Below are 26,645 nucleotides of genomic sequence, written 5' to 3'. Positions count from 1 at the left end.
TTTTGCTTATTTTTTTAAAAAATGTGGATAACTTATTTTTGTTTGTTGTGGATAACTTTTTTTCTTTGCCAAACATCACATCCTTTGGTACAATTAATTCGCTAGGTAAACCTAATTTGCATAGGTTTTCCCAGTTGTGCGATATCCTCGTCTGTTAGTGTTTGCCCACGGAAGGCTTCTAACAATCGCGAGGATATTTCTTTTATCGTTTTCTTCATGCTTCTCAATATTTTTGACCCATGCTCATGTAACACCATGATAATCTCTGTAATTTGGGTTAATAGGTAGTGATTTTTCATGGCATTGTAATCTTGGCTGCTTGCGTGTTCAATGTGGTAGCGCAGGTTTTTTTGTCTGTTAAACCCCTCATTCTCTATTCTCCAGCGGCTTCTGCCAGCGTTCATCAGTTTCTTTGCATTGTTTTTTGTGATTTTTATATCTGTGATAAAGGTAAATTTTTGTTTTCTTTTTTCATCTTCTAATTCGCATTCGAAAACATTCACCCCAAAGCCTCTGTAATCAATATCGTTCACCCAGGTGATTTCCCCTCGCTGTTCGCTTTCACGTATCTTTACCACATTGGCTTTCTTGCCTTCCTCCTCTTCCATATTTTTTAACGCTTGAAACTCATCGGTGATGCTTTTAATACGATCTTCCTTAAAACGGAATAAGTAGTTCCAATTATTCGCCTTGCATTGTTTAAATACATTTTCGCAGGCATAAAGACTATCGGCAATCAGACAGATAGGCAGTTTTTTAAAGGTGTCTTTCAGTCTAGCAGTCAGTCGATAAAAAGCATTCAACTCACAATCTTGCTTTTCCACGTCCTCTGATTCATTTTCAATAAACTCGGAGGCCACACTTAGTACCATATTTCCCACAATTAACTTGGCTTCCAAGACATGATGCATGTAGATGGTCTTTATTTTTTCTTCACCCGTTTCCTTGTCTATGTATTTGCGCTCCCGTTTCAGGCAGTGTTCACAATGTTTTTTGTCAAAAGTAAAAATACCGGTCCCATCTATGGCAATACCCCAGTATTTCCCATTGATACGATAGGATTCAAAACACCTCTTTTTGAATAATTTCTTGATCATATCGATTCGGATCCTTTCAAGTTCTGCCGGGTTCACTCGTGCCAAAAAATCATTGATTGTGTCATAATGGGGCAGTTCTTCCAAATCTTCATTCCCCAACAATTTCCCCAAATTTTTAATGCACTCTTCCTTATTAAATTCGTTTGTCATTTCGCGCATACTTTTTAAGTTGCATGCATTTTTCAAAATAACCATCATCAAAAGGACTTCCGTGTCATAGGTAATATAGCTTTGGTGCCTTGGATCATCAATAGTTTTGAGCAATTTGTTTAAATTTTTAAAAAAGTGATTTTGTGTTTTTAGCAACTCGAATAAATAATTTACCTCTTTTTCCTTTTCACGCTTTTCCTTCCTCGTTACCATAAAAAAATCCCCCCCAAATGCCAATATATTAGGTTTTTTACATACCCTTATTATCACATATTTGGCAAAGTTTGGGTGGAATTATCTCGAAGAATTTTTACTCTTCAGGGCTGTGCTTTAAAAATATAATAGCCTTTTTTTCTCTCTGCCACTTCTACCGAACGAAACAGAGTCTCCAGCTTTTGTTTAGCGGAAGGAGCCCCCTGCTTTTTTTGGATAACGATCCAAAGCTCTCCATGGTCTTTTAAATGATCAAAGCTTTTTTCAAATATATGATGGACGACTTGTTTTCCAGCCCGAATGGGAGGGTTTGCTAAAATAGCAGCATACCATTTCCCTTCCAGCTTTTCAAACAAATTGCTTTGAAACACACGGACATTTTGAATGTTGTTTATTCGAGCATTCAGTTCTGCAAGTTCGATTGCCCTTTCATTTATATCGATCATATCAATCATTCTATCGGGTTCCGATTTTGCAATTGACAATCCGATCGGTCCGTATCCGCAGCCTACATCCAAAATATCTCCTGGAATTTCGGGAGCAGCGAAAGTTTCAATTAATAGCTGCGTTCCAAAATCAACCTCCCGTTTTGAAAAAACTCCGCGGTCGGTCATGAACGCAAATGGATGATTTCTCAACGTGCACTCAATTTTTCTCCTATTGCTTTCCACTTCCGGTTTTTCCGAAAAATAATGTTCGCTCATTTTCTGCACCCCTTTTTTAGGAGTATTTTCTACGGGCAGAAATTCATACATAAAAGAAAAGCCCGCCAATGAATCAGCGAGCTTTTCTATTTATTTAACAGCTTTTACTTAACTTCAACTTCTGCTCCAACTTCTTCAAGTTTTGCTTTAAGTTCTTCAGCTTCTTCTTTAGATACGCCTTCTTTTAATGGTTTTGGAGTGTTGTCAACTAATTCTTTTGCTTCTTTTAAGCCAAGGCCAGTGATTTCACGAACAACTTTGATAACTTTAATTTTTTGTGCACCTGCATTAGCAAGAATAACATCGAATTCAGTTTTTTCTGCAGCAGCTTCACCACCGCCAGCGCCACCAACCACAGCAACAGGAGCAGCAGCAGTTACGCCAAATTCTTCTTCGATTGCTTTTACTAAGTCGTTAAGTTCAAGAACAGTCATTTCTTTTATCGCTTCAATAATTTGTTCTTTTGTCATTTGTTTTTCCTCCTTATGTTTTAAATTGCTAATAGTTTCATACGAAAATTTGCTTTAAGCGCCTTGCTCTTCTTTTTGATCTGCAACTGCTTTTGTTGCAAGTGCAAAGTTGCGAATAGGAGCTTGCAGTACAGAAAGCAACATAGAAAGCAAGCCTTCGCGAGATGGAAGGTCAGCAATCGCTTTAATTTCATCAACTGTTGCAACATTGCCTTCGATGACGCCAGCTTTAATCTCAAGCGCTTCATGCTCTTTTGCAAAATCATTCAAAATTTTAGCAGGCGCCACGACATCTTCAGTGCTAAATGCGATAGCGTTTGGACCAGTCAGCACTTCTTCTAATCCAGAAATTTCTGCTTGTTCAACAGCACGGCGAGTTAACGTATTTTTGTAAACTTTGAACTCTATATTTGCTTCACGAAGTTTTTTGCGCAATTCCGTTACTTCCGCTACATTAAGACCGCGGTAATCTACGATAACAGTAGAGACGCTTTCACGGAATTTGGCTGCAATTTCTTCAACGATCTGTTTCTTCTTTTCAATTGCGCTGCTCATTTGTTTACACCTCCTGCAAATTGAAAATGAACACTTATACCGCTGGTGAAATGAAATACCTCCATGCCCGCAGACATGGAGGTATTGTACAAATAAGCAAACGTTCCGCTTAATCTATATCATACACCTCGGTAGGATATTAAGCCTTTCGGCACCTACTGTCTACGGTATAAATGAATTCTATTTAATTACACAACATTTTTATTTTACTAAAATATATCCTGCTTGTCAAACCGGTTTATTATTTCACGACAAAGCTGGAAGGATCTACTTTAATTCCAGGGCCCATTGTAGACGTTACAGAAACGTTTTTCATGTAAGTGCCTTTTGCCGCTGCCGGTTTTGCTTTTAATAGTGCGTCGTAAATTGTTGTAAAGTTTTCAACTAATTTTTCACTGTCAAAAGAAGTTTTTCCGATTGGAACATGAACGTTCCCAGCTTTATCTACACGGTATTCGACTTTACCAGCTTTAATTTCTTTGACAGCTTTTTCAACTTCAAATGTTACCGTTCCTGTTTTAGGGTTTGGCATTAAACCTTTAGGACCTAAAATACGTCCAAGTTTACCGACTTCACCCATCATATCAGGGGTAGCCACAACAACATCGAAGTCAAACCAGCCTTGTTGAATTTTATTGATGTAGTCGCTGTCGCCGACATAGTCCGCACCAGCAGCTTCCGCTTCTTTTGCTTTTTCCCCTTTAGCGAACACTAATACACGTTGTGTTTTACCTGTACCGTTCGGCAGCACAACAGCCCCGCGGATTTGCTGATCGTTTTTACGAGGATCAACGCCAAGGCGGAATGCAACTTCAACTGTCGCATCAAAGTTTGCGATATTCGTTTTCTTTACTAATTCAATTGCTTCTTTTACGTCATAAGCTTTTGAACGATCAACAAGCTTTGCAGCTTCTAAATATTTTTTACCTCTTTTTGCCATATCATTTTCCTCCTTATGTGGTTTTAGCGGAATAACCTCCCACGAATAAAGGTTGCGAACTTGAATAAACAAACTCGCAACCTACTACACCAATGCATATTGATTAGTCTTCGATCACAATGCCCATGCTTCGGGCTGTGCCTTCAACCATACGCATTGCTGCTTCAACGCTAGCTGCATTTAAGTCAGGCATTTTCGTTTCGGCAATTTCGCGAACTTTATCGCGTTTAATTGTTGCCACTTTATTACGATTCGGTTCACCAGAACCTGATTCAATTCCAGCTGCTTTTTTCAAAAGAACGGCAGCAGGCGGAGTTTTCGTAATAAATGTAAATGAACGGTCTTCAAATACCGTAATTTCAACAGGAATAATTAAGCCAGCTTGATCAGCCGTGCGAGCGTTGAACTCTTTACAGAATCCCATGATATTAACCCCAGCTTGACCGAGAGCAGGTCCTACTGGCGGCGCAGGATTAGCTTTACCTGCAGGAATCTGCAATTTCACGATTTTAATCACTTTTTTAGCCACGAGACACACCTCCTTAAGTCCGTGATGTGGTAATAGGGTAAAACCCTCCCACTCATGCAACATCCTTCTTTATATGAATGAGAGAAAGATTAATGCATCATTCAGTCTCTTTCAGAGACATATCGACTTAAGAAATATTACCATTTTTAATTAATGATTTCAAGTTTGTTTTTCTACATTTTACAATTTGGAAACTTGGGAAAAATCTAGTTCAACTGGTGTTTCACGCCCAAACATATTGACGAGAACTTTGACTTTTTTTCTATCTGTATCGATTTCTTCGATAACGCCCGTGAAATTAGCAAACGGGCCGTCATTTACTTTTACCGTTTCTTTTAATTCAAAATCAACTTCCACACGAGCCTCTTCTATTCCCATGCGTTTGAAAATTGCCTGTACTTCTTCCGGCAAAAGCGGAGTTGGTTTAGATCCAGACCCTGCAGAGCCGACGAATCCGGTAACTCCGGGAGTGTTGCGAACCACATACCATGAATCATCCGTCATGATGAGCTCTACTAAAACATACCCAGGGAAAACCTTTTTTTTCGTCACTTTTTTCTTTCCGCTTTTCATATCCATTTCTTCTTCTTCAGGGACGATCACACGAAAAATTTTGTCCTGCATGCCCATTGACTCTACGCGTTTTTCTAAATTCGCTTTTACTTTATTTTCATAGCCGGAATATGTATGCACAACATACCAGTTCTTTTCCATATCAGAGGACCTTGTCCTTCCCTCCCCATTTCATTTTTAGGCAATGAAAAAACCCGTTTACCGGGTTTACTGACGGACTTATGAATAATATCTATTATATCATGGATAAAAGGCTTTTATTCAAGAATAAGCCTTAATAACTCAGAAATTCCTAAGTCGACAATAGCAAAAAATATAGCAAAAAAGGCTACCGTTGTAATGACCGTAATCGTATAGCGAACCAATTCCTTTCTTTTCGGCCAGCTGACCTTTTTCATTTCTTTTACGACATCTCGAAAAAATCCAGTCAAGCGCTGCATTTGTTTACCTCCAGAAATCCAAGAATCGTGCAATTTACTTTGTTTCCCGATGAGTGGTATGAGCTTGGCACGTTTTACAAAACTTTTTGATTTCCAACCGTTCTTCGGTCGCCTTTTTCATCGTTGAATAATTTCGGCTGCCGCATTGAGAACAAGCTAGAACTATTTTTTTCCTCATATTGCACCTACCGATACTTACTCTATTAAACAGTAACATAATGGCAATTTTTATGTCAATGAGTTATGAAGTAAATTCCCTCAGCTCTAAGTATCTTTCTAGCTTTCTTTTCACCCGCTGCAAGGCATTGTCAATAGATTTCACATGCCTGTTCAATTCTTCTGAAATTTCTAAATAGGAACGGCCTTCCAAATAAAGGGACAACACTTTCCGTTCAAGATCAGATAATATTTCCCCCATTTTCAATTCTATATCATCAAACTTTTCCTGGTTAATGATGAGCTCTTCTGGGTCCATTACTTTTGCACCAGATATTACATCCATCAGTGTGCGATCTGATTCTTCATCATAAATGGGTTTATCCAATGAAACATACGAGTTTAGAGGAATATGTTTTTGACGGGTAGCAGTTTTAATGGCAGTAATCATTTGGCGGGTAATGCACAACTCGGCAAAAGCCTTAAAGGAGGTAAGCTTGTCCTCTTTAAAGTCACGAATCGCTTTATATAATCCAATCATCCCCTCTTGAATTATATCCTCACGATCCGCCCCGATGAGGAAGTAGGATCTTGCCTTGGCCCGCACAAAGTTCCGGTATTTTGTAATCAAGAAATCTAATGCAGCGCTGTCGCCTTTGTGGACGAGCTCTACAATTTGTTCATCTTCAAGCTTCTGCAATTTTTTTATTTTTTCCCCCTTGTTGTCTTGAACACTCATGCAAATCACCCCGACCGCGCATACAATTATTAGAAATATTATACTGTAAGATTTCCATAAACGTCAACTTATGTCAAAATTACGATAAATCTCCTCTTCTCCATTTTTCGAACCTTTCGGCAACTTCATAAGAAAGGCGAATCTTCGAAGCGGGGCGCTCGCCCTGAATTTGCTGAATTTTTTTTCGAATGCTTTCTTCAATAGACACCACTTCGTTATATAGCTCGCGCGCCGATTTTCTCAAAGCTCCCTGGGAAAAAATCGTCCATTGTTCTATATAGTCGGATGTTGCTACATAAATTTTCGTCTTAATATTTTTTAATGTTTTGGCCAGCTTTTCAATCCGTTCATCAGCGGTTTCATTTTCTCTCGTGAAAATTATTTCCACGCGATTATCTAAATATTTTTTTTCAATTCCTTTCACTAAATGAGCATCAAAAACGACAATCACCTTCATCCCCGTGTATGCTTGATATTCGGCCATCTTGTTGATCAGGATCTTCCTTGCATCCTCCAAATTGTTTTCATCTTTTAATTTTTGCAGATCAGGCCAAGCACCAATAATGTTGTATCCATCGACTAATAAAATATCCATTGGTTACTCTCCTGATGGCCGCCGTTTACGAAAAACTTCATACATTAATAGACTGGCAGCAACGGAGGCGTTCAAAGAAGTAACATGACCAACCATCGGGATTTTCACAAGGAAGTCGCACTTTTCTTTTACTAAGCGGCTAATTCCTTTCCCTTCACTGCCGATTACTAATGCAACGGGCAGTTTCCCGTCAATTGTCCGATAATCGTCTTCCCCTTTTGCATCAGTGCCGTAAATCCATATACCTCTGTTTTTCAGCTCGTCAATCGTGCGTGCCAAGTTTGTCACGCGGACTACGGGAACATATTCAATTGCTCCCGTTGACGTTTTTGCCACTACATTGGTTAAACCGACCGCCCGGTTCTTTGGAATAATAATGCCGTGTACTCCAGCAGCATCAGCTGTTCTCATAATCGAGCCGAGATTTGCCGGATTTTCAATTTCATCTAGAATCAGAAAAAAGGGCGCTTCCCCGCGTTCGTCAGACAATTTGAACAAATCTTCAAAATCCGTATACTTATATGCAGCAACTTGCGCAATGACTCCTTGGTGGCTGCCCGAAACGATCTGATCGAGCTTTTTCTTTGGAACGAATTGAACTGCTACCCCTTTATTTTTCGCCAGCATTATAATTTGCTGCGCTTGTTTAGTATATGAATTTTCCGCAATAAACACTTTGTTAATATCCCTGTTCGATTTCAATGCTTCGATAACCGAATTCTTCCCGTATATATATTCATCCGCCACGTTCAACTCCCCCTTTCTCGTATGTTGCAGCCATTGCAGCATCTATAACGTCGTTTAGCCGATCTTGATCACCTGTTAAAAAAAGATAGCCGATTAAAGATTCGAAAGCCGTGCTGTATCGGTATGTTTGTACATCGGTATTTTTCGGCACCGTGTTTGATTTGGCATTTCGCCCTCTTTTCATTATTTCCAGCTCTTCTTCATTGAAAAAGCCGTTGTCAGTTAATGTTTTTAAAATCGCTGCCTGCGCTTTGGCTGAAACAAACGACTTCGCCAATTTATGAAGCTGGCCCGGTTTGACAGTTCCTTTTGATAACAGATGATGCCTGACAAATACTTCATATACAGCATCGCCCATATATGCTAAAACAAGACCGTTAAGCTGCCGTGCTTCTTTTATTTTTTCAAGCTCAATCATATTTATCCTCTTTTCCACCTTGTTCCTTGAGGCGTATCTTCCAATATAATGTTCATTTCCTTGAGCTGATCTCGAATTTTGTCGGCTAAAGCAAAATTTCTTTCTTTTCTAGCTTGATTTCGCTCGTTTATCAGCCTTTCAATGTCTTCGTCCAGCAGCTCTTGAACATCAAATGTCAAACCTAATACATCGCCAAATTCATTAAATAGCTGCAAAAATGCCTTAATTACTTTTTCGGAGGTGTTTTTTCTTTCCAAATAATAGTTTGCATTTTTCACTAAATCGAAAATGACAGATATAGCATTCGCCGTATTGAAATCGTCGTCCATTTCATGAATAAATTCCTTCTTTAGCCGGCTGATTTCTTCCAGCCATTTTTCATCATCATTAGTGAGATTCGCACTACTTTCCAGCCGATGCTTTAAATTGATATATGAGGTGCGGATTCTTTCCAATCCGTTTTTTGTACTATCCAAAAGTTCTTTCGAATAATTGATAGGATGTCGGTAGTGTACAGACAGCATAAAAAATCGAAATACTTGTGGGTCATACTGCTTTAAAACGTCTTGAACAAGAATAAAATTTCCGAGTGATTTAGACATCTTCTCATTGTTGATATTAATATAACCGTTATGCATCCAATATTTCGCAAAAGGTTTGCCGGTAAGCGCTTCGGATTGTGCGATCTCATTTTCATGATGCGGAAAAGTTAAATCTTGGCCGCCTGCATGAATATCAATTGTATCCCCTAAATATTTTCTTGCCATTGCGGAGCATTCAATATGCCAGCCAGGACGTCCTTTTCCCCAAGGGCTATCCCATGAAATTTCCCCTTCTTTTGCTGCTTTCCAAAGTGCAAAATCAAGCGGATCTCTCTTTTTTTCGCCAATTTGTATTCTGGCACCGGCATGAAGCTCATCTATTGATTGATGCGAAAGCTTTCCGTATTCCTTAAAATACCGTGTTTTATAATACACATCTCCGTCGACTTCATAGGCATAATTTTTGTCAATGAGAGCTTGGATGAATTCAATGATTGTCTCCATATTTTCCGTTACACGAGGATGAACATCCGCTCTTTTGCATCCCAGTGCATCAATATCAGAAAAATAGGCCTTAATAAATCGTTCTGCAATTTCCGGAACCGTTTCGCCCAAATCATTTGCAGCTTTAATCAATTTATCATCCACATCGGTAAAATTCGACACATATTTCACATCGTACCCTCTGTACTCCAAATATCGACGAACTGTATCATATACAATGGCTGGTCTAGCATTTCCGATGTGAATATAGTTGTAAACGGTAGGACCGCAAACATACATCTTTACCTTGTTGTCCTCTAAAGGAATAAATTCTTCCTTTTTCCTGGATAATGTATTATAAATTTTGATACTCATTGAACGCCCTCCTTTTTTTTCAGATTATCTAATTCTGCCTTTAATTTTCCTATTTCTTTTTCAAGCTCTTTTAATTTATCTGAAATAGGATCCGGCAAATCTCTATGATTTAAATCTTTTCTCACCTTTTTCCCGTTTTGCACAACAACTCTCCCCGGAATGCCTACAACAGTCGAATTATCCGGAACATCGCGCAAAACGACGGAACCTGCGCCAATTTTCGAGTTTTCTCCAATCGTAATAGATCCTAATACCTTCGCGCCAGCTGCAATGAGAACGTTATTTTTGATGGTAGGATGCCGTTTCCCCTTTTCTTTACCTGTTCCGCCTAATGTAACTCCTTGATATACAGTAACATTATCGCCAATTTCACAAGTCTCGCCAATAACGACACCCATGCCATGATCGATGAAAAAACGACGACCGATTTTGGCACCAGGGTGGATTTCAATTCCCGTGAAAAAGCGGCTTATTTGCGAAATGACCCTGGCGATAAAGTATAATTTCCGTTTGTAAAACGCATGCGCCAACCGATGAGCCCATATGGCGTGAAGGCCTGAATAAGTTAAGATCACTTCTAAATAAGATCTCGCAGCAGGGTCTTGGTCAAAAACGACTTCCACATCTTCTTTTAATATTTTCCACATATTTTTCTCCCTCCCATAAAAAGTAATCATAATACCCTACTGAAAAAGAAATGCGCCTCTGTAGATACAGAGACGCAAATAAGCGCGGTTCCACTCTGTTTAGGGAAAAGTATAGCTTTTCTTTTCCCTCAACTTTAACTCTTATAACGGTGAGTCTCCGCTTTTGTCTACTCCCGCTGGTTTCGACAAAAGACTCGAAGGGGCATTTCAGAAAGCGCGTGCTTAAACCTCTTTCAGCCAAAGGAGGTTCTCTCTGAAAAGCCGTTTGCTTTCTTACTTCTCCTTCTCAACGTTTTTCCGTCATCTGTTCATACATACTATATTACAATTTTTTTAAAAAGTTAATCTAGTGCTTTTTCCAGCCTTGTGATAATCTTTTCTTTTCCTAAGAGCTCAAGGGCAAGCGGCAGCTCAGGACCGTGTGTCTGCCCGGTCGTCGCAACGCGAATCGGCATGAACAATTTTTTCCCCTTTTGACCTGTCGCTTTTTGAACTGACTTAATCGCTTTTTTGATTTCATCTGCTTTGAAATCTTGAATTGCTTTCACTTCTTCCAAAAATGCGCTTAACACGGAAGGAACTTGTTCTTCTTGAAGCACAAGTTTTCCTTCTTCATCGATCTCTATCTCTTCCTTAAAAAACATTTCGCTTAATTCGACAATTTCTGCACCGTAGCTCATTTGCTCTTGATACAGGGAAATGAGACGTTGCACCCAATCTCTTTCATCTTCTGACATATTTTCACTGATGCGCCCGGCTTTTACAAGGTGGGGCAGCGAAAGGTCGACTACTTTTTCGAGATCAAGCTTTTTCATGTACTGATTGTTCATCCATTTTAATTTCAGTGTATCGAAAACAGCAGGTGATTTTGATAATCGGTTTGGATCAAAAATTTTAATAAACTCTTCTTTGCTGAAAATCTCTTCTTCCCCAACAGGAGACCATCCTAACAAACCGATAAAATTAAAGAGCGCTTCAGGCAGATACCCTAATTCAGCATATTGTTCAATAAATTGAATGATGCTCTCATCACGCTTGCTTAATTTTTTTCTGTTTTCATTGACGATTAACGTCATATGACCAAAAACAGGCGGCTCCCATCCAAAAGCTTCATAAATCATCATTTGCTTCGGTGTATTGGAGATATGGTCTTCTCCGCGCAACACATGACTGATTTCCATTAAATGATCGTCGACGGCGACGGCAAAATTATAAGTCGGTGTTCCGTCTTTTTTCACGATGACAAAATCCCCAAAATCATCGGACTCAAAAGAAATATCTCCTTTTACGATATCGTTCCATTTATATATTTTTCCTTTTGGAACCCGGAAACGAATGCTTGGTTTCCGTCCTTCTTTTTCGAGTGCCTCTTGCTGTTCTTTAGAAAGGTGCGCGCATTTCCCTGAATATCTTGGCATTTCACCGCGATCGATTTGCGCTTGACGCTCGTTTTCAAGCTCCTCTTCCGTACAATAACATTTATACGCCAAGTCTCTTTCCAAGAGCTCTTCATAATATTTTTTATAAATGCTTGTCCGCTCCGATTGTCGATAAGGACCGTAATCTCCGCCCTTGTCTATGCTTTCGTCCCAATCAATTCCAAGCCATTTTAAATAAAAAAGCTGGCTTTGTTCTCCTCCTTCGATATTCCGCTTTTGATCGGTATCTTCAATTCGGATAATAAATTTCCCATTTTGGCTTCTAGCGAACAAATAATTAAATAATGCAGTGCGTGCGTTTCCAATATGTAAATGCCCCGTCGGACTCGGTGCATAGCGAACCCGTATTCCGTTGTCAGCCATATTTTGTCCCTCCAATAATCAAACCGTAATTCTTTAAAATATTGTACCACCAAACCATTGATGTTCAAAGATTACTTTTTCTTTTGCAATAAAACGATTGACTGTGCAGAGATTCCTTCCCCGCGTCCTGTAAACCCAAGCTCCTCCGTCGTCGTTGCTTTAACATTCACTTGGTCAAGTTCAGCCTCCAAGAGCTCCGCAATTCTAGTACGCATTTGATGGATGTAAGGCGCCATTTTTGGTTTTTGAGCAATAATTGTACAATCCGCATTGCCTAATATATAGCCTTTCTCCTTTACCAAGTTCCATACCTCTTGAAGCAATTTCGCCGAGTCAATATCTTTATATGCAGGATCCGTATCAGGAAAATGCTTGCCGATATCTCCTTCTCCAATCGCTCCCAAGCAGGCATCTGTCAATGCATGAAGAAGAACATCAGCATCAGAATGTCCAAGCAATCCTTTTTCATAAGGAATGTTGACTCCACCGATCACAAGCGGTTTTCCTTCCACAAGCTGATGAACATCAAAACCTTGTCCAATCCGAATCATTCCCTTTCCCCTCTTTCACTCTCTAAAATCGCACGGGCAAAAATCAAATCTTCAGGGGTTGTAAGCTTTATATTTGAATAATCCCCATGTACAATACAAACTTTTTCGCCAATTCTTTCTACAAGACTTGCATCGTCTGTTCCTACAAATTGATCCCTATTGGCCGCTTCATGAGCTTTTAATACGATGGAAAGACGAAAAGCTTGTGGCGTTTGAACTGCCCACAAGCTAGAACGTTCAACAGTATCAATGACTTCCATATTGCGAACCCTTTTCACAGTATCCTTTACAGGAACGGCTACGACCGCTGCGCCCTCTAAATGAGCCTTTTCAACAAGCTGATGAATGGTTTCCCTGCGAATGAAAGGCCTTGCACCGTCGTGAATTAATATTATACCATCTTCTTCAACAGCTTTTAACCCGTTGTAAACACTATATTGGCGTTCCTGTCCTCCGGGAACTAGTTTTTGCACTTTTTTTATTTTATATTTTTTCAGTAAAGAAAGAAATTCTTCACGCTCTTTCTCGTTTATGACTAGAACAATTTCGGTGCATTGAGGATCTTTTTCAAACACCATTAAAGTATGAACAATCACAGGTAAAGAATTAAGTTTGATAAACTGTTTATTTTTTCCTGCCCTCATTCTTTTCCCTTGCCCTGCAGCTGGTATGACAACCCGATATTCCATCTTCTTTCTCCCTTATTACAATGCTTTTTCCAGCAGCTTTGGCTTTGCAAAAATCATTCGTCCGGCAGATGTTTGAAGAACGCTTGTAACGAGAATGTCAATATTTTTCCCGATATAGTCCCTTCCGTCCTCGACAACAATCATCGTGCCATCATCAAGATAAGCAACACCTTGGTTATGCTCTTTTCCATCCTTAATTACTTGGACATTTAACTCTTCCCCTGGTAGTACAATCGGTTTTACCGCATTGGCTAAATCGTTGATGTTCAAAACAGAGACGTTTTGGAGCTCACATACTTTATTTAAATTGAAATCGTTTGTGACCACAACGCCTTGAATGATTTTTGCCAGTTTTACAAGCTTGCTGTCGACTTCTTGTATATCTTCGAAGTCGCCTTCCCATATTTCCACTTGAATGTCCAGCTCTTTTTGGATTTTATTTAAAATATCCAGACCTCTTCTTCCTCGATTTCTTTTTAGCACATCTGAAGAATCCGCTATATGCTGAAGTTCCTCCAACACAAATTGAGGAATAATAATGGTCCCTTCTAAAAAACCTGTTTGACAAATATCTGCAATCCTGCCATCTATAATAACACTTGTATCTAATATTTTTAAGCTTTTCTTTTCAACATTTTCCTCTTCTTCTTGAGAGGCTTTCTTCTTGCTGATTCTTGCTGTAATCGAAAACAAGTTCAACAGTTCGTCGCGCTTTTTATATCCGATTTGAAAACCTAAATATCCTAAAATTATGGTTAAAAAGATCGGAACAATGTTATTGATAATTGGGTATGGAAGTTCAGATAATGAAATTCCAATTAAATAAGCAATAATCAGACCAAAAATTAATCCTAAACTGCCAAATAATACATCCGTAACCGGAGCTTTCACTAATTTCTCTTCTATAAATTTTATCCAATTCACCACATAATCCACTAGCCAGAAGGAGGTTATATAAAATAAAATTGCACCTAATATCGCCAATGTATATGGTGTCATCAGAAATGGAACATCATCAAGATTTAAGAGAAATAATAATTCCGGTATAAACAAAACACCTAACGTTCCGCCAACAAAAAAGAAAAATATTTGAACAATTCGTTTTAACATACCTCCACCTCCTTTATTTCATTATATACACTTTCAAACCTTTCAAACATCTAAAAACAAGGATTGTAAAAATATTGATAAATTACTGTAAAGGATGTGTTAGAGCTCCCTTGCAATGTTATACTGATCTTGGAGGCGCCTTAATCCTTCCTTAATTTTCCTCGCCCTAACTTCACCTATTCCTTCCACTTCATCAAGCTTTTCTACGGTAGCATTTGCAATTTGTTTCAAATTTTCAAAGGTTGTCACTAAATTTTCAATAATAACGGAAGGAAGCTTTGGTATTTTATGCAAAAACCGGTAACCTCGAGGAACAACAGGTTCATTCATATTGGTAAAATGGGGATATCCGAGCAGCTTCAATAAAACCGCATCATCCAATAATGCTGAGCTGGACAATTCTTGCAGCTGCTTTAATACAGGAATAGGATCATTCAGCCGCTCCATGCTGTAATCTTTGATAAGCAGAGCCGCTTCTTTTTCAATATCTGCTAAAAGCTCGGTCATCTGAAGCTGAATCAGCTGCCCTTCTGTACCGAGTTCGTAAATATAATTAATAATTTCACTCTTAATTCGCAGCACCATTTCTATTCTATGTAAAACTTGGATCACTTCATCGATCGTGACTAAATCTTCAAACTCTAAAGATCCTAAATTATTAATGGATTGGTCAGTGGCAGATTTATACTTTTCCAACGTCCGCAAAGCTTGATTGGCCTTCGTCAAAATGACGCCGATATCCCTCAAAGCATAGCGGGAATTGCCAAAATATAATGTGACGACATTTCTTCTTTCAGAAATAGCAATTACGAGATTTCCTGTTTGCTTTGCTACTCGTTCAGCTGTTCTATGCCTCATGCCTGTTTCTCTTACCTCTATGCTCGTATCCGGAACGAGCTGTGCGTTTGCGTATAAAATTTTTTGCCCTGAGTCGCTTAAAATAATGGCTCCATCCATTTTAGCTAGTTCATATAAATAGGCGGGGGAAAAAGGGCAATTGATATAAAATCCCCCGTCTACAATTTGTTTGATTTTTTCGTTATATCCTACAACAATTAGCCCCCCGGTCTTTGCGCGCAGCACGTTTTCAATTCCTTCCCGGATTGGTGTGCCTGGGGCTACAAATTGCAAGATTTCCTTAAGCGATTTTTCTTGTTTCATAGCTTATCCCCCTATTGCAAGTTCGAGCGCTTCTGAAATGTTTTGCACACCGACAATTTCTATATCTTCCGGCCATTTCCAACCGCCCAGATTGGCTTTCGGTAAAAAAATCCGCTTAAATCCCAGTTTGGCAGCTTCTTGTACACGCTGTTCAATTCGTGAAACCCTTCTAATTTCTCCTGTTAAACCAACCTCACCTACAAAAACATCATAAATGTTCGTCGGAACATCTTTAAAGCTTGAAGCTATACTGATGCAAATTGCCAAGTCAATTGAAGGCTCGTCTAATTTCACCCCGCCGGCAACTTTTAAGTAGGCATCTTGGTTTTGGAGCAATAAACCAACACGTTTTTCCAATACCGCCATCAACAAAGAAACACGATTATGATCAATCCCATTTGCCATCCTTCTTGGGTTTCCAAAGCTTGTCGGGGTGATTAAAGCTTGTATTTCGACTAGAACAGGTCTTGTCCCTTCCATGGAAGCGACTACTGTTGAACCAGATGCCCCTTTTGCACGCTCTTCTAAAAACACTTCTGACGGGTTGAGCACTTCTTTAAGACCTGCTTCCTTCATTTCAAAAATTCCTATTTCGTTAGTGGATCCGAACCTGTTTTTAACTGCCCGTAAAATTCGGTACGTATGGTGTCGATCACCTTCAAAATACAATACAGTATCAACCATATGTTCTAAAATGCGCGGCCCTGCAATTGTGCCGTCTTTTGTTACATGACCGACAATAAAAATCGGAATTCCTTTTGTCTTTGCCAATCTCATTAATTCAGCCGTACATTCTCGAACCTGAGATACGCTTCCAGGAGCAGAAGCAATTTCACTGTTATAAATCGTTTGAATGGAATCAATGATGACAAAAGCCGGTTCAGTTTCCATTATGGATTGAATGATGATTTCTAAGTCCGTTTCAGAAAGCACGAAAAGTCTTTCGCCTTTTACCCCGAGTCGGTCGGAGCGAAGTTTTGTCTGTTTTAAAGATTCTTCTCCCGAAATGTATAAAACATCGTTCCCTCTCTCTGCCAGCTGTGAGGAGACTTGCAATAAGAGAGTGGATTTTCCAATTCCAGGATCCCCTCCAATTAAAACGAGAGACCCTTTTACAATTCCGCCTCCCAATACGCGGTTAAACTCATGAAGTCCTGTAAGCATTCTAGGTTCTTGCGCAGCTTGGATTTGATGAATTGGAGAAGGTTTGCTGACAGTGGATGATTCGGAATGACTAAAAGCAATGCGGTGTTTTCCCTTTGGCTTGATAACTTCTTCAACCATTGAATTCCATTCGCCGCACCCTGGACATTTTCCCATCCATTTCGGCGATTCATATCCGCACGATTGACAAATAAATTTTGATTTGATCTTTGACATTCGGTTATTCCCCACTTTGTTCAATCGATAAACGACAATATAATGAAAGAGAGGGGCATACGTGAAGCAGTATGCCCATTGGATTATTGAACCTTTTCTGCAGTTTTTACGACAAATTCATTATTTTGCACGTCCAATACAACTTTTTGACCTTGCGAGATCGTGCCTTTCAATAATTCCTCTGATAAGCGATCTTCGACATATTTTTGAATCGCTCTCCGCAACGGACGCGCTCCATATTCTAAGTCAAAGCCCTCTTCAGCCAGCTTTTCTTTTGCACGATCCGTTAATTCGAGTTCTATATCCTGTTCTTTTAATCGTTTTGTCAGCTGATCCGCCATCAGCGAAACAATTTCTTTCAAATGTTTTTTCTCTAAAGAGTGGAACACAATAATTTCGTCAATCCGGTTCAAAAATTCAGGACGAAATGCTTTTTTCAGTTCATCCATCACTTTGTTTTTCATATCTTTATAATTTTCATTTTCGTCTTGAACATTAAAGCCGACATATTTATTCCGTTTTAATTCGCTTGCCCCTACATTTGAAGTCATGATTAAAATCGTATTTCGAAAATCAACGGTGCGCCCTTTTGAGTCTGTGAGTCTTCCGTCTTCAAGCACCTGCAGCAAAATGTTAAACACATCTGGATGAGCTTTTTCAATTTCATCCAATAATACGACTGAGTATGGCTTGCGGCGCACTTTTTCCGTCAATTGTCCTCCCTCTTCATAGCCTACATATCCAGGAGGCGAACCAACGAGCCTTGACGTAGAATGCTTCTCCATATATTCTGACATATCGATTCGAATCATAGCATCTTCGTCACCAAACATTGCTTCAGCTAATGCACGGGCTAATTCCGTTTTCCCTACACCTGTCGGTCCTAAGAAGATAAATGAACCGATCGGACGCTTCGGATCTTTTAAGCCTGCACGTGCCCGTCTGACAGCTTTTGCGACTGCAGTGACAGCTTCTTCTTGACCAATAACGCGCGAGTGTAAAATTTCTTCGAGATTCAAAAGCCGCTCTGATTCTGTTTGGGCAAGTTTAACAACCGGAATTCCCGTCCAGCTTGAAACAACCATTGCAATATCCTCTACGGTCACTTCAGAATTTTCTTGACCTTGTTTTTCCTTCCATGATTTTTTCGTTTCCTCTAATTCCTCTCTGAGCCGCTGCTCTGTATCTCTTAATGAAGCTGCTTTTTCAAATTCTTGGCTTTGGACTGCAGCTTCTTTTTCTTTTCGCACTTCTTCTAATTTTTGCTCCAATTCCTTTAAATTCGGAGGTGTTGCAAATGAACGAAGACGGACTTTGGAGCCTGCTTCATCAATCAAGTCAATCGCTTTATCAGGCAGGAACCGATCGGAAATATACCGATCTGAAAGTTTAACAGCAGCTTCAATCGCCTCATCGGAAATGGATACCCGGTGGTGTGCTTCATATCGGTCTCTTAATCCTCTTAAAATTTGAATGCTCTCTTCAATGGACGGTTCGTCGACTTGGATTGGCTGGAAGCGCCGTTCAAGTGCAGCATCCTTTTCAATATATTTACGGTATTCATCCAAAGTTGTTGCCCCAATACATTGCAATTCTCCCCGAGCCAAAGCAGGTTTTAAAATGTTGGAAGCATCAATTGCACCTTCCGCCCCGCCTGCGCCGATCAGTGTATGAAGCTCGTCAATAAATAAAATGATGTTTCCTGCTTGGCGAATTTCATCCATTACCTTTTTAAGGCGGTCCTCAAATTCCCCTCTATATTTTGTGCCAGCTACAACCGTTCCCATATCAAGGGTCATAACGCGCTTATCTCTCAAAATTTCAGGAACCTCATTATTCACAATTTGCTGAGCAAGTCCCTCTGCTATGGCAGTTTTCCCAACACCAGGTTCACCTATTAAGACAGGATTATTTTTTGTTCTTCGGCTCAAAACCTCGATGACACGCTGAATTTCTTTGCTTCGGCCGATGACTGGATCAAGTCCGCCCTCCCGTGCAACAGCCGTTAAGTCCCGCGCAAGACTATCAAGCGTTGGAGTATTTGCGTTTGTCATCGAACTTCCTTGGTGGCTTGAGGATACTTCATTGCTGCCTAACAACTGTAAAACTTGCTGACGCGCTTTGTTCAAGCTTACTCCGAGATTGTTTAAAACACGCGCAGCAACTCCCTCGCCTTCTCGAATTAATCCCAATAGGATATGTTCTGTTCCGACATAAGAATGTCCTAATTTTCTTGCTTCATCCATTGACAGTTCAATGACTTTCTTTGCTCTCGGTGTGTAATGGATCGTTTGTGAAATTTCTTGCCCCCGTCCTATCAGGCTTTCCACTTCATTTTGGATTTTTTCTGGACTTAATCCTAAAGCGTGAAGCGCTTTAGCGGCAATTCCTTCTCCTTCGCGCACGAGCCCAAGCAATATGTGCTCTGTGCCGATATTGTTATGTCCGAGTCGTACAGCTTCTTCCTGAGCTAAAGCAAGCACTTTTTGCGCCCGTTCCGTAAATCTCCCAAACATCATTGTTCATCATCCTCCCTTTGCTTCCTTTCTAATTGAAGCCTTTCACGAATTAATGTTGCCCTGCGAATATCCCGTTCATTCGGCCGTAGAACTCCTCCTGAATATTGTTGCAGAAATCCGGGCTGAATTAAAATCATAAGCTCATTTAAAACACTGCGTGGAACATTTTGAATAATTCCCAGGTCAATTCCTAAGCGCACATCTGATAAACATTGAATTGCTTCTTTCGATGGAATAATTCTGCTGTATTTGAGAGTGCCGTAGGAACGATATACACGGTCTTCTAGATGATGCGGATTCGTTTTATATAAAGCATCTCTTGCAGCCCGTTCTTGAGCAATTAATTGCCCGACAACACCTATTAAATCATCGACAATATCATCTTCTGATTTGCCTAGCGTAATTTGGTTCGAAATTTGGAATATATTACCTATCGCTTCACTTCCTTCTCCGTACCGACCTCTCACAACCAATCCTAATTGATTGATAGCAGGTATAATTTGGTTAATCTGCTGTGTTAAGACAAGTCCTGGAAGGTGCATCATCACGGAAGCCCGCAAGCCGGTACCGACATTTGTTGGACAGCTAGTTAAGTAGCCCCTATGTTCATCAAATGCATAATCTACTTTTTCCTCAATCCAATCGTCAAGATTCATTGCCATTTTCAACGCTTCTTTTAGCTGAAGGCCCGGGAACAAACATTGAATTCTAATATGATCCTCCTCGTTTATCATGATGCTCACTTCTTCGTTTTCAGATAAAAGGCACCCTCCAAGTGCTGATTCTTCCATTAAATAAGGACTAATCAAATGCTTCTCTACAAGTACGCGTTTTTGAATAGGCTGAAGTTCATTCATTTTCAGCAGCACGAATGTCCCTAAACCGTCAAACACTCTTTGTGAAAATGATTCTTCAAATGTATTTAAAATAACCAAGGCTTCTTCATTCGACATAATGGTAGGGAAGCTTATATTTTCTATATTTCGCGCCAATCTGACTCGGCTGCTCAGCACAATATCGGAATCAGGTCCTTCTTGATTCATCCAAGGGCTCATGGCTGAACGAATAAATTTTTGAAAGGACATGTCATACTCCCCTTTCGTTCCGTCCATTTATCTTCGCTTCAATGGACCGAATTTCATCCCGAACTTGAGCTGCTCTTTCGAATTCCTCTTTCGCAATTAATTCTTGCAGTTCCTGTTTAAGCATTTTCAGGCGCTTTTTCAAATGAATACTTCCACCGGTCCGTTTCGGTACTTTACCGCCGTGAGTTGTATTCCCGCCATGAACACGTTTTAAAATCGGGGTAATTTGGTGATAAAACGTTTTGTAACAATGGGAGCACCCGAATTTACCAATTTTCGTAAATTGATCAAACGTCATATTACATTTCTCACATTGAATGACCTGATTTTTCTTGAAAACATTTTGCCCTTGGCTGCTAATGGCGCTGTCCATATTTAATAATCCGGACAATAAGTTGTTTATAGAAAAGCCTGGATTCATATTGAATATGAATACATCACTTTTTTCCTGTGCACATTTTTCACATATATGCACTTCAGTCTTTTCGCCGTTGATGATTTTTGTAAAGTGGAAAGTAGCGGGCCTTTCATGACATTCTTGACAAATCATCGTCCATCACATCCTCACTTGTATTTTAACGAGGTGAGCATCGCCTTCATCATCCTTGCCCTCAATTCGTCTCGATCAGGCAAATCAATATATAAAACAGACCGATCAATTACGCTCAACATAATTTTCGCTTCTCTTTCTGAAATAACCTCTTCATCAGCCAATCTCAAAATAATATCCTCCGCCGACGATTGTGACAGCCTTTTACCAATGGCATTTAAAATTTGATTGATCAGCTGGATACGGTCATTGATTCGAATCTTCATAATTCGGATATAACCGCCTCCACCCCTTTTGCTTTCGACAATGTAACCCCGTTCAATTGTAAAACGAGTGTTGATCACGTAATTGATTTGCGATGGAACACATTGAAATTTATCCGCAATTTCACTTCTTTTAATTTCAACAATTTCTTTTCCGCTAGAATCTAATACATGCTTTAAATATTGCTCGATAATATCAGATATATTCCGCACCTCGAAAAACACCTCCTTCAACTTTTTGATTGGAATTGCAAAACGCTCAAGAAATGTGCAATATCCTTGAGGGATAGGAGGCAAGATGTTTACGTAATGCTTATTTCCTAAACGATAACAACTAGTCACTTGACTTTGACTATATTTGACCTTAATTATAATATAAATTTTTTTTTGTGTCATTTCAACAAAAAAGCTCACTAATAATATTGCCATTTACAATATGGAAAAAACCCGCTCTTTAAAAAACTTTTTTAACTTCTTGAAATTTCAATAATTCGTTTATGATTTCAGGCATTTCATCTTTTGGAAGGCCAATTTCAAGTAAATATGAACGCTTCGCATGTTTAGTTTCTTTTGGCTTTGACAATGTAAAATGAATTTTATAAACAGAAATATTTAATTGTTCAAGTTTCCGAGTAAATTCCACCAAATCATCTTCTGGAAGATTAACTTGTATCCATTTTTTGCTTGACTTCTCAGCAAAAAAAGCCTCCACCTTATTGAGAAAGATCAAACTTAACAATACAATCAAGGTAGAAAAAATCGCCAACGGATACATTCCTGCCCCAACAACAAGGCCAAGTCCTGCAACAACCCAAATCGAGGCTGCCGTCGTTAATCCTCTTACCGTAACCCCTCTCACTAATATCGTTCCAGCACCTAAAAAACCAATGCCGCTAATGACATAAGAAGGAATTCTTGCTGGGTCAAAACGAATATTTTCATAACGATCCATATATTCTTCAAAGCCATAAAGAGACAGCAGCATCATCATGCAGGAGCCGACACCAACTAACAAATGCGTGCGAAAGCCTGCTGGATGCCGTTTAAATTCTCGTTCAAGGCCAATAAATCCACTTAAAATGACTGCTAAAACAATGCGAATCAACATAATTTGCCATTCCTCAGGCATTATCATTCCTCCTTACCATCCAAATGACTTTTTCTGTTTTGGCCATATATGAATTTTGAAATGATACAGTATTATACTTTCCCATTATATGCGATGAACAGTGCTCAATATTCAATTGTTCTTGAGTATGAGACTAAGAATGATATGAAACAAAAAAGCACTTTTAGAGCTGGCTTTAAAATCAAACGAAGCTTTCACTGCTCATATGCTTCAAGAATGGAACAGTTTATGCTTCTGAAGTAGCGATCAATTAATTATACTCCGATTGAAGGTTTTAAAGAAAGCGAGCTTGATTGCAATAGATGCGGAGGATCTTCAGAAGAAGCGAGCTCTTAGTTGTTCGTAAATTTGTCGTTTTTGTTCGTTCTGTTTTAAGCTGTTTTGTCTGTTTGTTGTATATTTCCATTTACAAGAGGATAAAAGAGGCTTGAGCTTCTCAAACCGCATTGCAGCGAATAATTGTTTCGTCCATACTTTTTTACAAGGATAAGCAAATCTCGCCTCCATCGCTTTTCTCAGATTAATTAAAACGGTTTGCATCATTCAAATCAATTAAAGATGTTTTTGTAACAGCAAAAATATCCATTTCGGCTTTCGACAATTTTCTCGAAAAATTGGCTTTTAGACTGTCATTTCTTAATTTTTCATTTTATGATCATAACGGAAAGTATTGCAACGGAAAAACATCACAAAAAGCTAAAAAAGAAGCCGATTCCTCCACCGCCTTCACTATACACGAGAGGCGGCGGTCATATCGGCAAAAAAATAAGATGAAAGGTATTTATTCTATGTCACGATTAATAATTTTAGGCGGATCTAAGTTTTTAATAACGGGCTCTCTAGACTTTATATCTGCATACGTATTGATAATTTCCGGATCATAAATAATTTGCAGCCTAGAAAGCTTGCCTATTTGGTTTTGTGCACCTTCAAAATAATCGTTATTCGTAATTTTTTGCGCCCCACTAAAATTTTGATTGCTGGCCCGTCCCCTTATCGCATTTAAAACAATGCGCCTCGCTGATATTCCTCCTTCTATACGAATATTTGAACCAACTCCAAACATTTCTAATGCTTGTTCTGAATAGAAAAACCCTTTAATATTACTAGGTTCATCCTGGTTAACGCTATTATTTCTAATGTTTATATTTCCATTTGCAAAAATAATTAACGAACCGTTTTGGCCTAATCCATTGATGCGCGAATATTCAATCGTCACATCCCTCATTACATACATAATAGAATTAAATTCCGCATCAGCACCTCTAATCGTCAGATCACCGTTCACAAATATGGGGCCGTCCACCCGAATTTTGTCATAATTATTTGGGTTGTACGAATCAGACCACTCGTTGCCAATTGTTAAATTTTTCTCTATATAGGCTCCCTCCTTAAAGGTGGTCTGTTTGAATTGATTATCTGAATTGCGAATTGTTAATGACCTGCAGTGGCAAAGCTTTTAAAAAGATTATTCCCAGTAAATGTGTAATTTCCATCGTATTTTTCATTACACCATAAAAAACATTCATCATGACTCGCATAAACTTTGTCATTAGGCCGATTTTGGTTTGAGATTAGTCTATTATTAGCTTTTATGATCGTTACACCGGGAGAATTATGTTTATAATAAAAAACCGATTTTTGTGCAGGAATTTGAATGTCATCACGGATCGGCTGCCTTTTTACAATAACCGGGGCTTGCCGATTGTAAAAAGCATCATCAATACGATCTGTTAGCTTTGTATAAGAACTTCCAAAATTAGAAGTTGTAATATGTTGTTCATATGGAGGAATATGATTAAAGGTAAAAATATTTCCGCCAAGTAGTAAGTTTGCGTTTGCTTTTCCTTGTGCCGGCAAAATGCTCGGGTAAACGGACGCAATCCATTTCTCCTCACGATTTAATAATGCATATCCGCGGTTCGTTATGATTAAATTCCCGTCTACCTTCATATCCCCTGTGATTGAAACCCCGCCGTGCAAAAACAAATTTCCTTCACCAGGTATACAGGTATTTGGAGTTTTACATAATTTGTTGGCACCGAGCGCATAATGTAACGTCTCCAAAACAGATTGTGCACCAATTTCAACTTCTGAAATAACCGTTTTTTCCTTGCCATCAACAAATCCTCTGCTTAAAAAGGTTATCTTCTTCTTTAGCGGGTTTTCTTCACCATTTTCTATTACATTTTCTATATTTCGTATATATACTCGATATTCACCAATTGCGCCAGTATTGTGAACACTATTTACCTCGTCTTTATAGCGATTTAAAATCGTATTTAATTTCGTTATAAACTCGCTGCGGGTAATTCCTTCTTCTCCGAGTTCATTTTTCAAATCACTTTGAATCTGACTCGTAATATGCTCAATTCCTTTATTGGCTAATTCACGAGCTTGAACATAATCCTCGCTTGTTTGATTTCTTTTCACCCCAGATAAAGCCACTGTCAAAACGGAAACAGACAAGACTGTAAATAGTAAAAAGATCAACATGGTTAAGATCAAGGAGTATCCTTTTTCATTCATTATGATTTTCATTATTATTTTGCACTCCTTTTCGATCATCAATAATGTTCACAATACTTTTCAGTTTCATTGTTTGCTGTGTTTTAGTAGATTGTAAAACTAACAAAATTTCAAACACATCTTCTCGTTCAGTTTCTATCAATTTTGATTCGCGAGAAAGCACGATATTTCCGTTTGTTAACGACAATTCTTTGTTATTAATCACTACACGTGAATGTTCATGATCAAAACCAATTTTGCTGCCGTCATTTTTGATCAAAAAGTAATTCCCGCTTGGATCCGGCAATTTCTGCTCCTTAATCTCACTAACCTTTAACACAAACAGCTCATCAATTAAATGGGCGAGTATATAATCTGCTTCATCGCGCAATGCTGCTTCTTCCATAGCACGGTCATATGTTTTTAATCCGCTAAAAAGAACAGAGTAAGCGATCAGTCCGATAACAGAACCCAATAAAACCACTGAAAGAACTTCTACTAACGTAATTCCTTTACTAGAGGATATGATTTTTTTACTCATAGCTCACATACCCTTCAACCTTTGAAGTAATGGGTGTTTTTGAATTTTGTAAATTCACTTCAACAAGTACATTCATTAATCGAATCGCTTTTTCATTAGCAGTTTGACTGACCGTTACTTGAACTGCATACGTTTTATTATTTATAAGTGGAGAAAACAAAAGTTCACATTCATCGGGATCTGGACGGTTCGAGCAGCTGTCAGAAGTATAAACTTGCGGCTGATTAAAGCGATCATTATCTGGTTCATCAATATAAGAAAAAGGATTCATCTTAATTCTTTCCATTGTTGATTTCGCCAGATGAATTGCCACTAATTGATCATTGTTTACTACAGTTGTTTTATTTGTAAAAACAAAAAGATTAAGAAATGCCAAAATAATGATGGAAAGAATGACGAGAGAAATTAGTATCTCCACAAGTGTAAACCCGTCCATTCTCTTCACAATCTTCATTTTCATAGAATATTCACCCATTTTTTAAATATTAAGTAATAGTCGCAATGGCTGTAGTGAATTGGAACTATATCCTCTGAAATTGGACTTTTTGACTAAAAAACCATTGTCTTAAACGAATCATAATAATAGAATGTAAGTATATGGAACATTTTTACTAAATCCGTAAAAATTTTTCTCTCCAAAATTTGCTATGATTATACAAAAATACATTATTTATTACTTTTATTTTACTTCAAAATAAAGCCTTTTAGACTAAAAGAAAACAATATTTTTACTATTTATCCAAATTTTTACATTTTATTGTGGATGAATTGCTGTAATTTTGCTATTATTATACAAAATATTTCATCTTCGTTGCTTTCATTTTACTCCAAAATAGGTCTTTTTAACTAAATAAAACCGTATTTTTTACCTATTTTGTAAAATTTTATATTTTTACAGGCTGAATTAGACAAATCAATTGTATTTCTTCTTTTACTCATACGATGAAGAAACGAGCTCTAAGGAACTGGAGCCTTGCGCAATCA

Annotated in this window: 30 protein-coding genes and 2 other annotated features; all 30 genes read right to left on the bottom strand. The window is 38.7% G+C overall.

Annotated features, from left to right (window positions below):
• Positions 1-101: 101 nt before the first annotated feature.
• Positions 102-1,484 carry a transposase family protein gene (locus NSU19_RS00755; protein ID WP_339198302.1) on the bottom strand — a complete coding sequence of 461 codons (1,383 nt, stop codon included), beginning with the start codon at positions 1,482-1,484 and terminating at the stop codon, positions 102-104.
• Between the two features lie 80 nt (positions 1,485-1,564).
• Positions 1,565-2,164, bottom strand: a complete 600-nt coding sequence (locus tag NSU19_RS00750; protein ID WP_339198299.1) for a class I SAM-dependent methyltransferase — start codon at positions 2,162-2,164, stop codon at positions 1,565-1,567.
• 104 nt (positions 2,165-2,268) lie between these two features.
• Positions 2,269-2,634, bottom strand: a complete 366-nt coding sequence (rplL, locus tag NSU19_RS00745) for a 50S ribosomal protein L7/L12 (RefSeq protein ID WP_063387148.1) — start codon at positions 2,632-2,634, stop codon at positions 2,269-2,271.
• Between the two features lie 54 nt (positions 2,635-2,688).
• Positions 2,689-3,189 (bottom strand): 50S ribosomal protein L10, encoded by a 501-nt coding sequence (gene rplJ, locus NSU19_RS00740; RefSeq protein ID WP_327857009.1) that lies wholly within the window; start codon positions 3,187-3,189, stop codon positions 2,689-2,691.
• A 43-nt stretch (positions 3,190-3,232) separates the two neighbouring features.
• Positions 3,233-3,375: a sequence feature (ribosomal protein L10 leader region), on the bottom strand.
• 55 nt (positions 3,376-3,430) lie between these two features.
• Positions 3,431-4,129: a 50S ribosomal protein L1 gene (gene rplA, locus NSU19_RS00735; protein ID WP_063387146.1), complete on the bottom strand. Its 699-nt coding sequence runs from the start codon at positions 4,127-4,129 to the stop codon at positions 3,431-3,433.
• Between the two features lie 103 nt (positions 4,130-4,232).
• Positions 4,233-4,658 carry a 50S ribosomal protein L11 gene (gene rplK / locus NSU19_RS00730; protein WP_063387145.1) on the bottom strand — a complete coding sequence of 142 codons (426 nt, stop codon included), beginning with the start codon at positions 4,656-4,658 and terminating at the stop codon, positions 4,233-4,235.
• A 180-nt stretch (positions 4,659-4,838) separates the two neighbouring features.
• On the bottom strand, positions 4,839-5,372 hold the full coding sequence (gene nusG / locus NSU19_RS00725; protein ID WP_063387144.1) for a transcription termination/antitermination protein NusG: 534 nt from the start codon (positions 5,370-5,372) through the stop codon (positions 4,839-4,841).
• 116 nt (positions 5,373-5,488) lie between these two features.
• Complete coding sequence (secE, locus tag NSU19_RS00720) at positions 5,489-5,671, bottom strand: preprotein translocase subunit SecE (RefSeq protein ID WP_063387143.1); 183 nt, start codon at positions 5,669-5,671, stop codon at positions 5,489-5,491.
• A gap of 34 nt (positions 5,672-5,705) precedes the next feature.
• A complete protein-coding gene (rpmG, locus tag NSU19_RS00715) occupies positions 5,706-5,849 on the bottom strand; it encodes a 50S ribosomal protein L33 (protein WP_082829425.1) in 144 nt (47 codons plus the stop codon).
• A 63-nt stretch (positions 5,850-5,912) separates the two neighbouring features.
• Positions 5,913-6,566, bottom strand: a complete 654-nt coding sequence (gene sigH / locus NSU19_RS00710; protein WP_063387142.1) for an RNA polymerase sporulation sigma factor SigH — start codon at positions 6,564-6,566, stop codon at positions 5,913-5,915.
• A 79-nt stretch (positions 6,567-6,645) separates the two neighbouring features.
• Positions 6,646-7,161, bottom strand: a complete 516-nt coding sequence (locus tag NSU19_RS00705) for an NYN domain-containing protein (RefSeq protein WP_063387141.1) — start codon at positions 7,159-7,161, stop codon at positions 6,646-6,648.
• A 3-nt stretch (positions 7,162-7,164) separates the two neighbouring features.
• Positions 7,165-7,950, bottom strand: coding sequence for a 23S rRNA (guanosine(2251)-2'-O)-methyltransferase RlmB (rlmB, locus tag NSU19_RS00700; protein WP_339198296.1), 786 nt, complete (start codon positions 7,948-7,950; stop codon positions 7,165-7,167).
• A complete protein-coding gene (locus NSU19_RS00695) occupies positions 7,898-8,326 on the bottom strand; it encodes a Mini-ribonuclease 3 (protein WP_327873331.1) in 429 nt (142 codons plus the stop codon). The genes rlmB and NSU19_RS00695 overlap by 53 nt, the downstream gene beginning before the upstream one ends.
• Before the next feature lie 2 nt (positions 8,327-8,328).
• Complete coding sequence (gene cysS / locus NSU19_RS00690; RefSeq protein ID WP_339198292.1) at positions 8,329-9,726, bottom strand: cysteine--tRNA ligase; 1,398 nt, start codon at positions 9,724-9,726, stop codon at positions 8,329-8,331.
• Positions 9,723-10,373, bottom strand: a complete 651-nt coding sequence (gene cysE / locus NSU19_RS00685) for a serine O-acetyltransferase (RefSeq protein WP_063387137.1) — start codon at positions 10,371-10,373, stop codon at positions 9,723-9,725. Before cysE ends, cysS begins: the two co-directional genes overlap by 4 nt.
• A gap of 65 nt (positions 10,374-10,438) precedes the next feature.
• Positions 10,439-10,672: a binding site (T-box leader), on the bottom strand.
• 42 nt (positions 10,673-10,714) lie between these two features.
• Positions 10,715-12,175, bottom strand: coding sequence for a glutamate--tRNA ligase (gene gltX, locus NSU19_RS00680; protein ID WP_063387136.1), 1,461 nt, complete (start codon positions 12,173-12,175; stop codon positions 10,715-10,717).
• Between the two features lie 71 nt (positions 12,176-12,246).
• A complete protein-coding gene (gene ispF, locus NSU19_RS00675; RefSeq protein WP_339198288.1) occupies positions 12,247-12,726 on the bottom strand; it encodes a 2-C-methyl-D-erythritol 2,4-cyclodiphosphate synthase in 480 nt (159 codons plus the stop codon).
• Entirely contained in the window at positions 12,723-13,415 is a 693-nt protein-coding gene (gene ispD, locus NSU19_RS00670) for a 2-C-methyl-D-erythritol 4-phosphate cytidylyltransferase (RefSeq protein WP_063387134.1), read from the bottom strand. Before ispD ends, ispF begins: the two co-directional genes overlap by 4 nt.
• 15 nt (positions 13,416-13,430) lie before the next feature.
• Positions 13,431-14,525, bottom strand: coding sequence for a PIN/TRAM domain-containing protein (locus NSU19_RS00665; RefSeq protein ID WP_339198285.1), 1,095 nt, complete (start codon positions 14,523-14,525; stop codon positions 13,431-13,433).
• 99 nt (positions 14,526-14,624) lie between these two features.
• Positions 14,625-15,686: a DNA integrity scanning diadenylate cyclase DisA gene (disA, locus tag NSU19_RS00660; protein ID WP_066247900.1), complete on the bottom strand. Its 1,062-nt coding sequence runs from the start codon at positions 15,684-15,686 to the stop codon at positions 14,625-14,627.
• Between the two features lie 3 nt (positions 15,687-15,689).
• Complete coding sequence (gene radA, locus NSU19_RS00655; protein WP_130156460.1) at positions 15,690-17,066, bottom strand: DNA repair protein RadA; 1,377 nt, start codon at positions 17,064-17,066, stop codon at positions 15,690-15,692.
• Positions 17,067-17,149: 83 nt separating this feature from the next.
• Positions 17,150-19,585: an ATP-dependent protease ATP-binding subunit ClpC gene (gene clpC, locus NSU19_RS00650; RefSeq protein WP_063387130.1), complete on the bottom strand. Its 2,436-nt coding sequence runs from the start codon at positions 19,583-19,585 to the stop codon at positions 17,150-17,152.
• Positions 19,582-20,670: a protein arginine kinase gene (locus tag NSU19_RS00645; protein WP_311066733.1), complete on the bottom strand. Its 1,089-nt coding sequence runs from the start codon at positions 20,668-20,670 to the stop codon at positions 19,582-19,584. Before NSU19_RS00645 ends, clpC begins: the two co-directional genes overlap by 4 nt.
• Before the next feature lies 1 nt (position 20,671).
• Complete coding sequence (locus tag NSU19_RS00640; RefSeq protein WP_063387128.1) at positions 20,672-21,220, bottom strand: UvrB/UvrC motif-containing protein; 549 nt, start codon at positions 21,218-21,220, stop codon at positions 20,672-20,674.
• Positions 21,221-21,234: 14 nt separating this feature from the next.
• A complete protein-coding gene (locus NSU19_RS00635) occupies positions 21,235-21,696 on the bottom strand; it encodes a CtsR family transcriptional regulator (RefSeq protein ID WP_063387474.1) in 462 nt (153 codons plus the stop codon).
• A gap of 241 nt (positions 21,697-21,937) precedes the next feature.
• Positions 21,938-22,612, bottom strand: coding sequence for an MgtC/SapB family protein (locus tag NSU19_RS00630; protein WP_242513753.1), 675 nt, complete (start codon positions 22,610-22,612; stop codon positions 21,938-21,940).
• A gap of 781 nt (positions 22,613-23,393) precedes the next feature.
• Positions 23,394-23,900, bottom strand: a complete 507-nt coding sequence (locus NSU19_RS00625) for a hypothetical protein (protein WP_339198279.1) — start codon at positions 23,898-23,900, stop codon at positions 23,394-23,396.
• 146 nt (positions 23,901-24,046) lie between these two features.
• Positions 24,047-25,153 (bottom strand): hypothetical protein, encoded by a 1,107-nt coding sequence (locus NSU19_RS00620; RefSeq protein ID WP_339198276.1) that lies wholly within the window; start codon positions 25,151-25,153, stop codon positions 24,047-24,049.
• Entirely contained in the window at positions 25,134-25,661 is a 528-nt protein-coding gene (locus NSU19_RS00615; RefSeq protein ID WP_339198273.1) for a hypothetical protein, read from the bottom strand. Before NSU19_RS00615 ends, NSU19_RS00620 begins: the two co-directional genes overlap by 20 nt.
• Positions 25,654-26,121 (bottom strand): prepilin-type N-terminal cleavage/methylation domain-containing protein, encoded by a 468-nt coding sequence (locus tag NSU19_RS00610; RefSeq protein WP_339198270.1) that lies wholly within the window; start codon positions 26,119-26,121, stop codon positions 25,654-25,656. The genes NSU19_RS00615 and NSU19_RS00610 overlap by 8 nt, the downstream gene beginning before the upstream one ends.
• Positions 26,122-26,645: the final 524 nt, after the last annotated feature.

The organism is Aeribacillus sp. FSL k6-2211, from assembly GCF_037966125.1.
In the GTDB taxonomy this organism is placed as follows: Bacteria; Bacillota; Bacilli; order Bacillales; family Aeribacillaceae; genus Aeribacillus; species Aeribacillus composti.
This window is presented reverse-complemented; position numbering and strand designations above follow the sequence as displayed.

Bases quoted from the DNA above. Each gene is read 5' to 3' on its own strand.
- NSU19_RS00750 (WP_339198299.1), bottom strand. From the start codon at position 2,164: ATGAGCGAACATTATTTTTCGGAAAAACCGGAAGTGGAAAGCAATAGG.
- rplL (WP_063387148.1), bottom strand. From the start codon at position 2,634: ATGACAAAAGAACAAATTATTGAAGCGATAAAAGAAATGACTGTTCTT.
- rplJ (WP_327857009.1), bottom strand. From the start codon at position 3,189: ATGAGCAGCGCAATTGAAAAGAAGAAACAGATCGTTGAAGAAATTGCA.
- rplA (WP_063387146.1), bottom strand. From the start codon at position 4,129: ATGGCAAAAAGAGGTAAAAAATATTTAGAAGCTGCAAAGCTTGTTGAT.
- nusG (WP_063387144.1), bottom strand. From the start codon at position 5,372: ATGGAAAAGAACTGGTATGTTGTGCATACATATTCCGGCTATGAAAAT.
- secE (WP_063387143.1), bottom strand. From the start codon at position 5,671: ATGCAGCGCTTGACTGGATTTTTTCGAGATGTCGTAAAAGAAATGAAA.
- rpmG (WP_082829425.1), bottom strand. From the start codon at position 5,849: ATGAGGAAAAAAATAGTTCTAGCTTGTTCTCAATGCGGCAGCCGAAAT.
- sigH (WP_063387142.1), bottom strand. From the start codon at position 6,566: ATGAGTGTTCAAGACAACAAGGGGGAAAAAATAAAAAAATTGCAGAAG.
- NSU19_RS00705 (WP_063387141.1), bottom strand. From the start codon at position 7,161: ATGGATATTTTATTAGTCGATGGATACAACATTATTGGTGCTTGGCCT.
- rlmB (WP_339198296.1), bottom strand. From the start codon at position 7,950: ATGCTGCAATGGCTGCAACATACGAGAAAGGGGGAGTTGAACGTGGCG.
- NSU19_RS00695 (WP_327873331.1), bottom strand. From the start codon at position 8,326: ATGATTGAGCTTGAAAAAATAAAAGAAGCACGGCAGCTTAACGGTCTT.
- cysS (WP_339198292.1), bottom strand. From the start codon at position 9,726: ATGAGTATCAAAATTTATAATACATTATCCAGGAAAAAGGAAGAATTT.
- cysE (WP_063387137.1), bottom strand. From the start codon at position 10,373: ATGTGGAAAATATTAAAAGAAGATGTGGAAGTCGTTTTTGACCAAGAC.
- gltX (WP_063387136.1), bottom strand. From the start codon at position 12,175: ATGGCTGACAACGGAATACGGGTTCGCTATGCACCGAGTCCGACGGGG.
- ispF (WP_339198288.1), bottom strand. From the start codon at position 12,726: ATGATTCGGATTGGACAAGGTTTTGATGTTCATCAGCTTGTGGAAGGA.
- ispD (WP_063387134.1), bottom strand. From the start codon at position 13,415: ATGGAATATCGGGTTGTCATACCAGCTGCAGGGCAAGGGAAAAGAATG.
- NSU19_RS00665 (WP_339198285.1), bottom strand. From the start codon at position 14,525: ATGTTAAAACGAATTGTTCAAATATTTTTCTTTTTTGTTGGCGGAACG.
- disA (WP_066247900.1), bottom strand. From the start codon at position 15,686: ATGAAACAAGAAAAATCGCTTAAGGAAATCTTGCAATTTGTAGCCCCA.
- radA (WP_130156460.1), bottom strand. From the start codon at position 17,066: ATGTCAAAGATCAAATCAAAATTTATTTGTCAATCGTGCGGATATGAA.
- clpC (WP_063387130.1), bottom strand. From the start codon at position 19,585: ATGATGTTTGGGAGATTTACGGAACGGGCGCAAAAAGTGCTTGCTTTA.
- NSU19_RS00645 (WP_311066733.1), bottom strand. From the start codon at position 20,670: ATGTCCTTTCAAAAATTTATTCGTTCAGCCATGAGCCCTTGGATGAAT.
- NSU19_RS00640 (WP_063387128.1), bottom strand. From the start codon at position 21,220: ATGATTTGTCAAGAATGTCATGAAAGGCCCGCTACTTTCCACTTTACA.
- NSU19_RS00630 (WP_242513753.1), bottom strand. From the start codon at position 22,612: ATGCCTGAGGAATGGCAAATTATGTTGATTCGCATTGTTTTAGCAGTC.
- NSU19_RS00620 (WP_339198276.1), bottom strand. From the start codon at position 25,153: ATGAAAATCATAATGAATGAAAAAGGATACTCCTTGATCTTAACCATG.
- NSU19_RS00615 (WP_339198273.1), bottom strand. From the start codon at position 25,661: ATGAGTAAAAAAATCATATCCTCTAGTAAAGGAATTACGTTAGTAGAA.
- NSU19_RS00610 (WP_339198270.1), bottom strand. From the start codon at position 26,121: ATGAAAATGAAGATTGTGAAGAGAATGGACGGGTTTACACTTGTGGAG.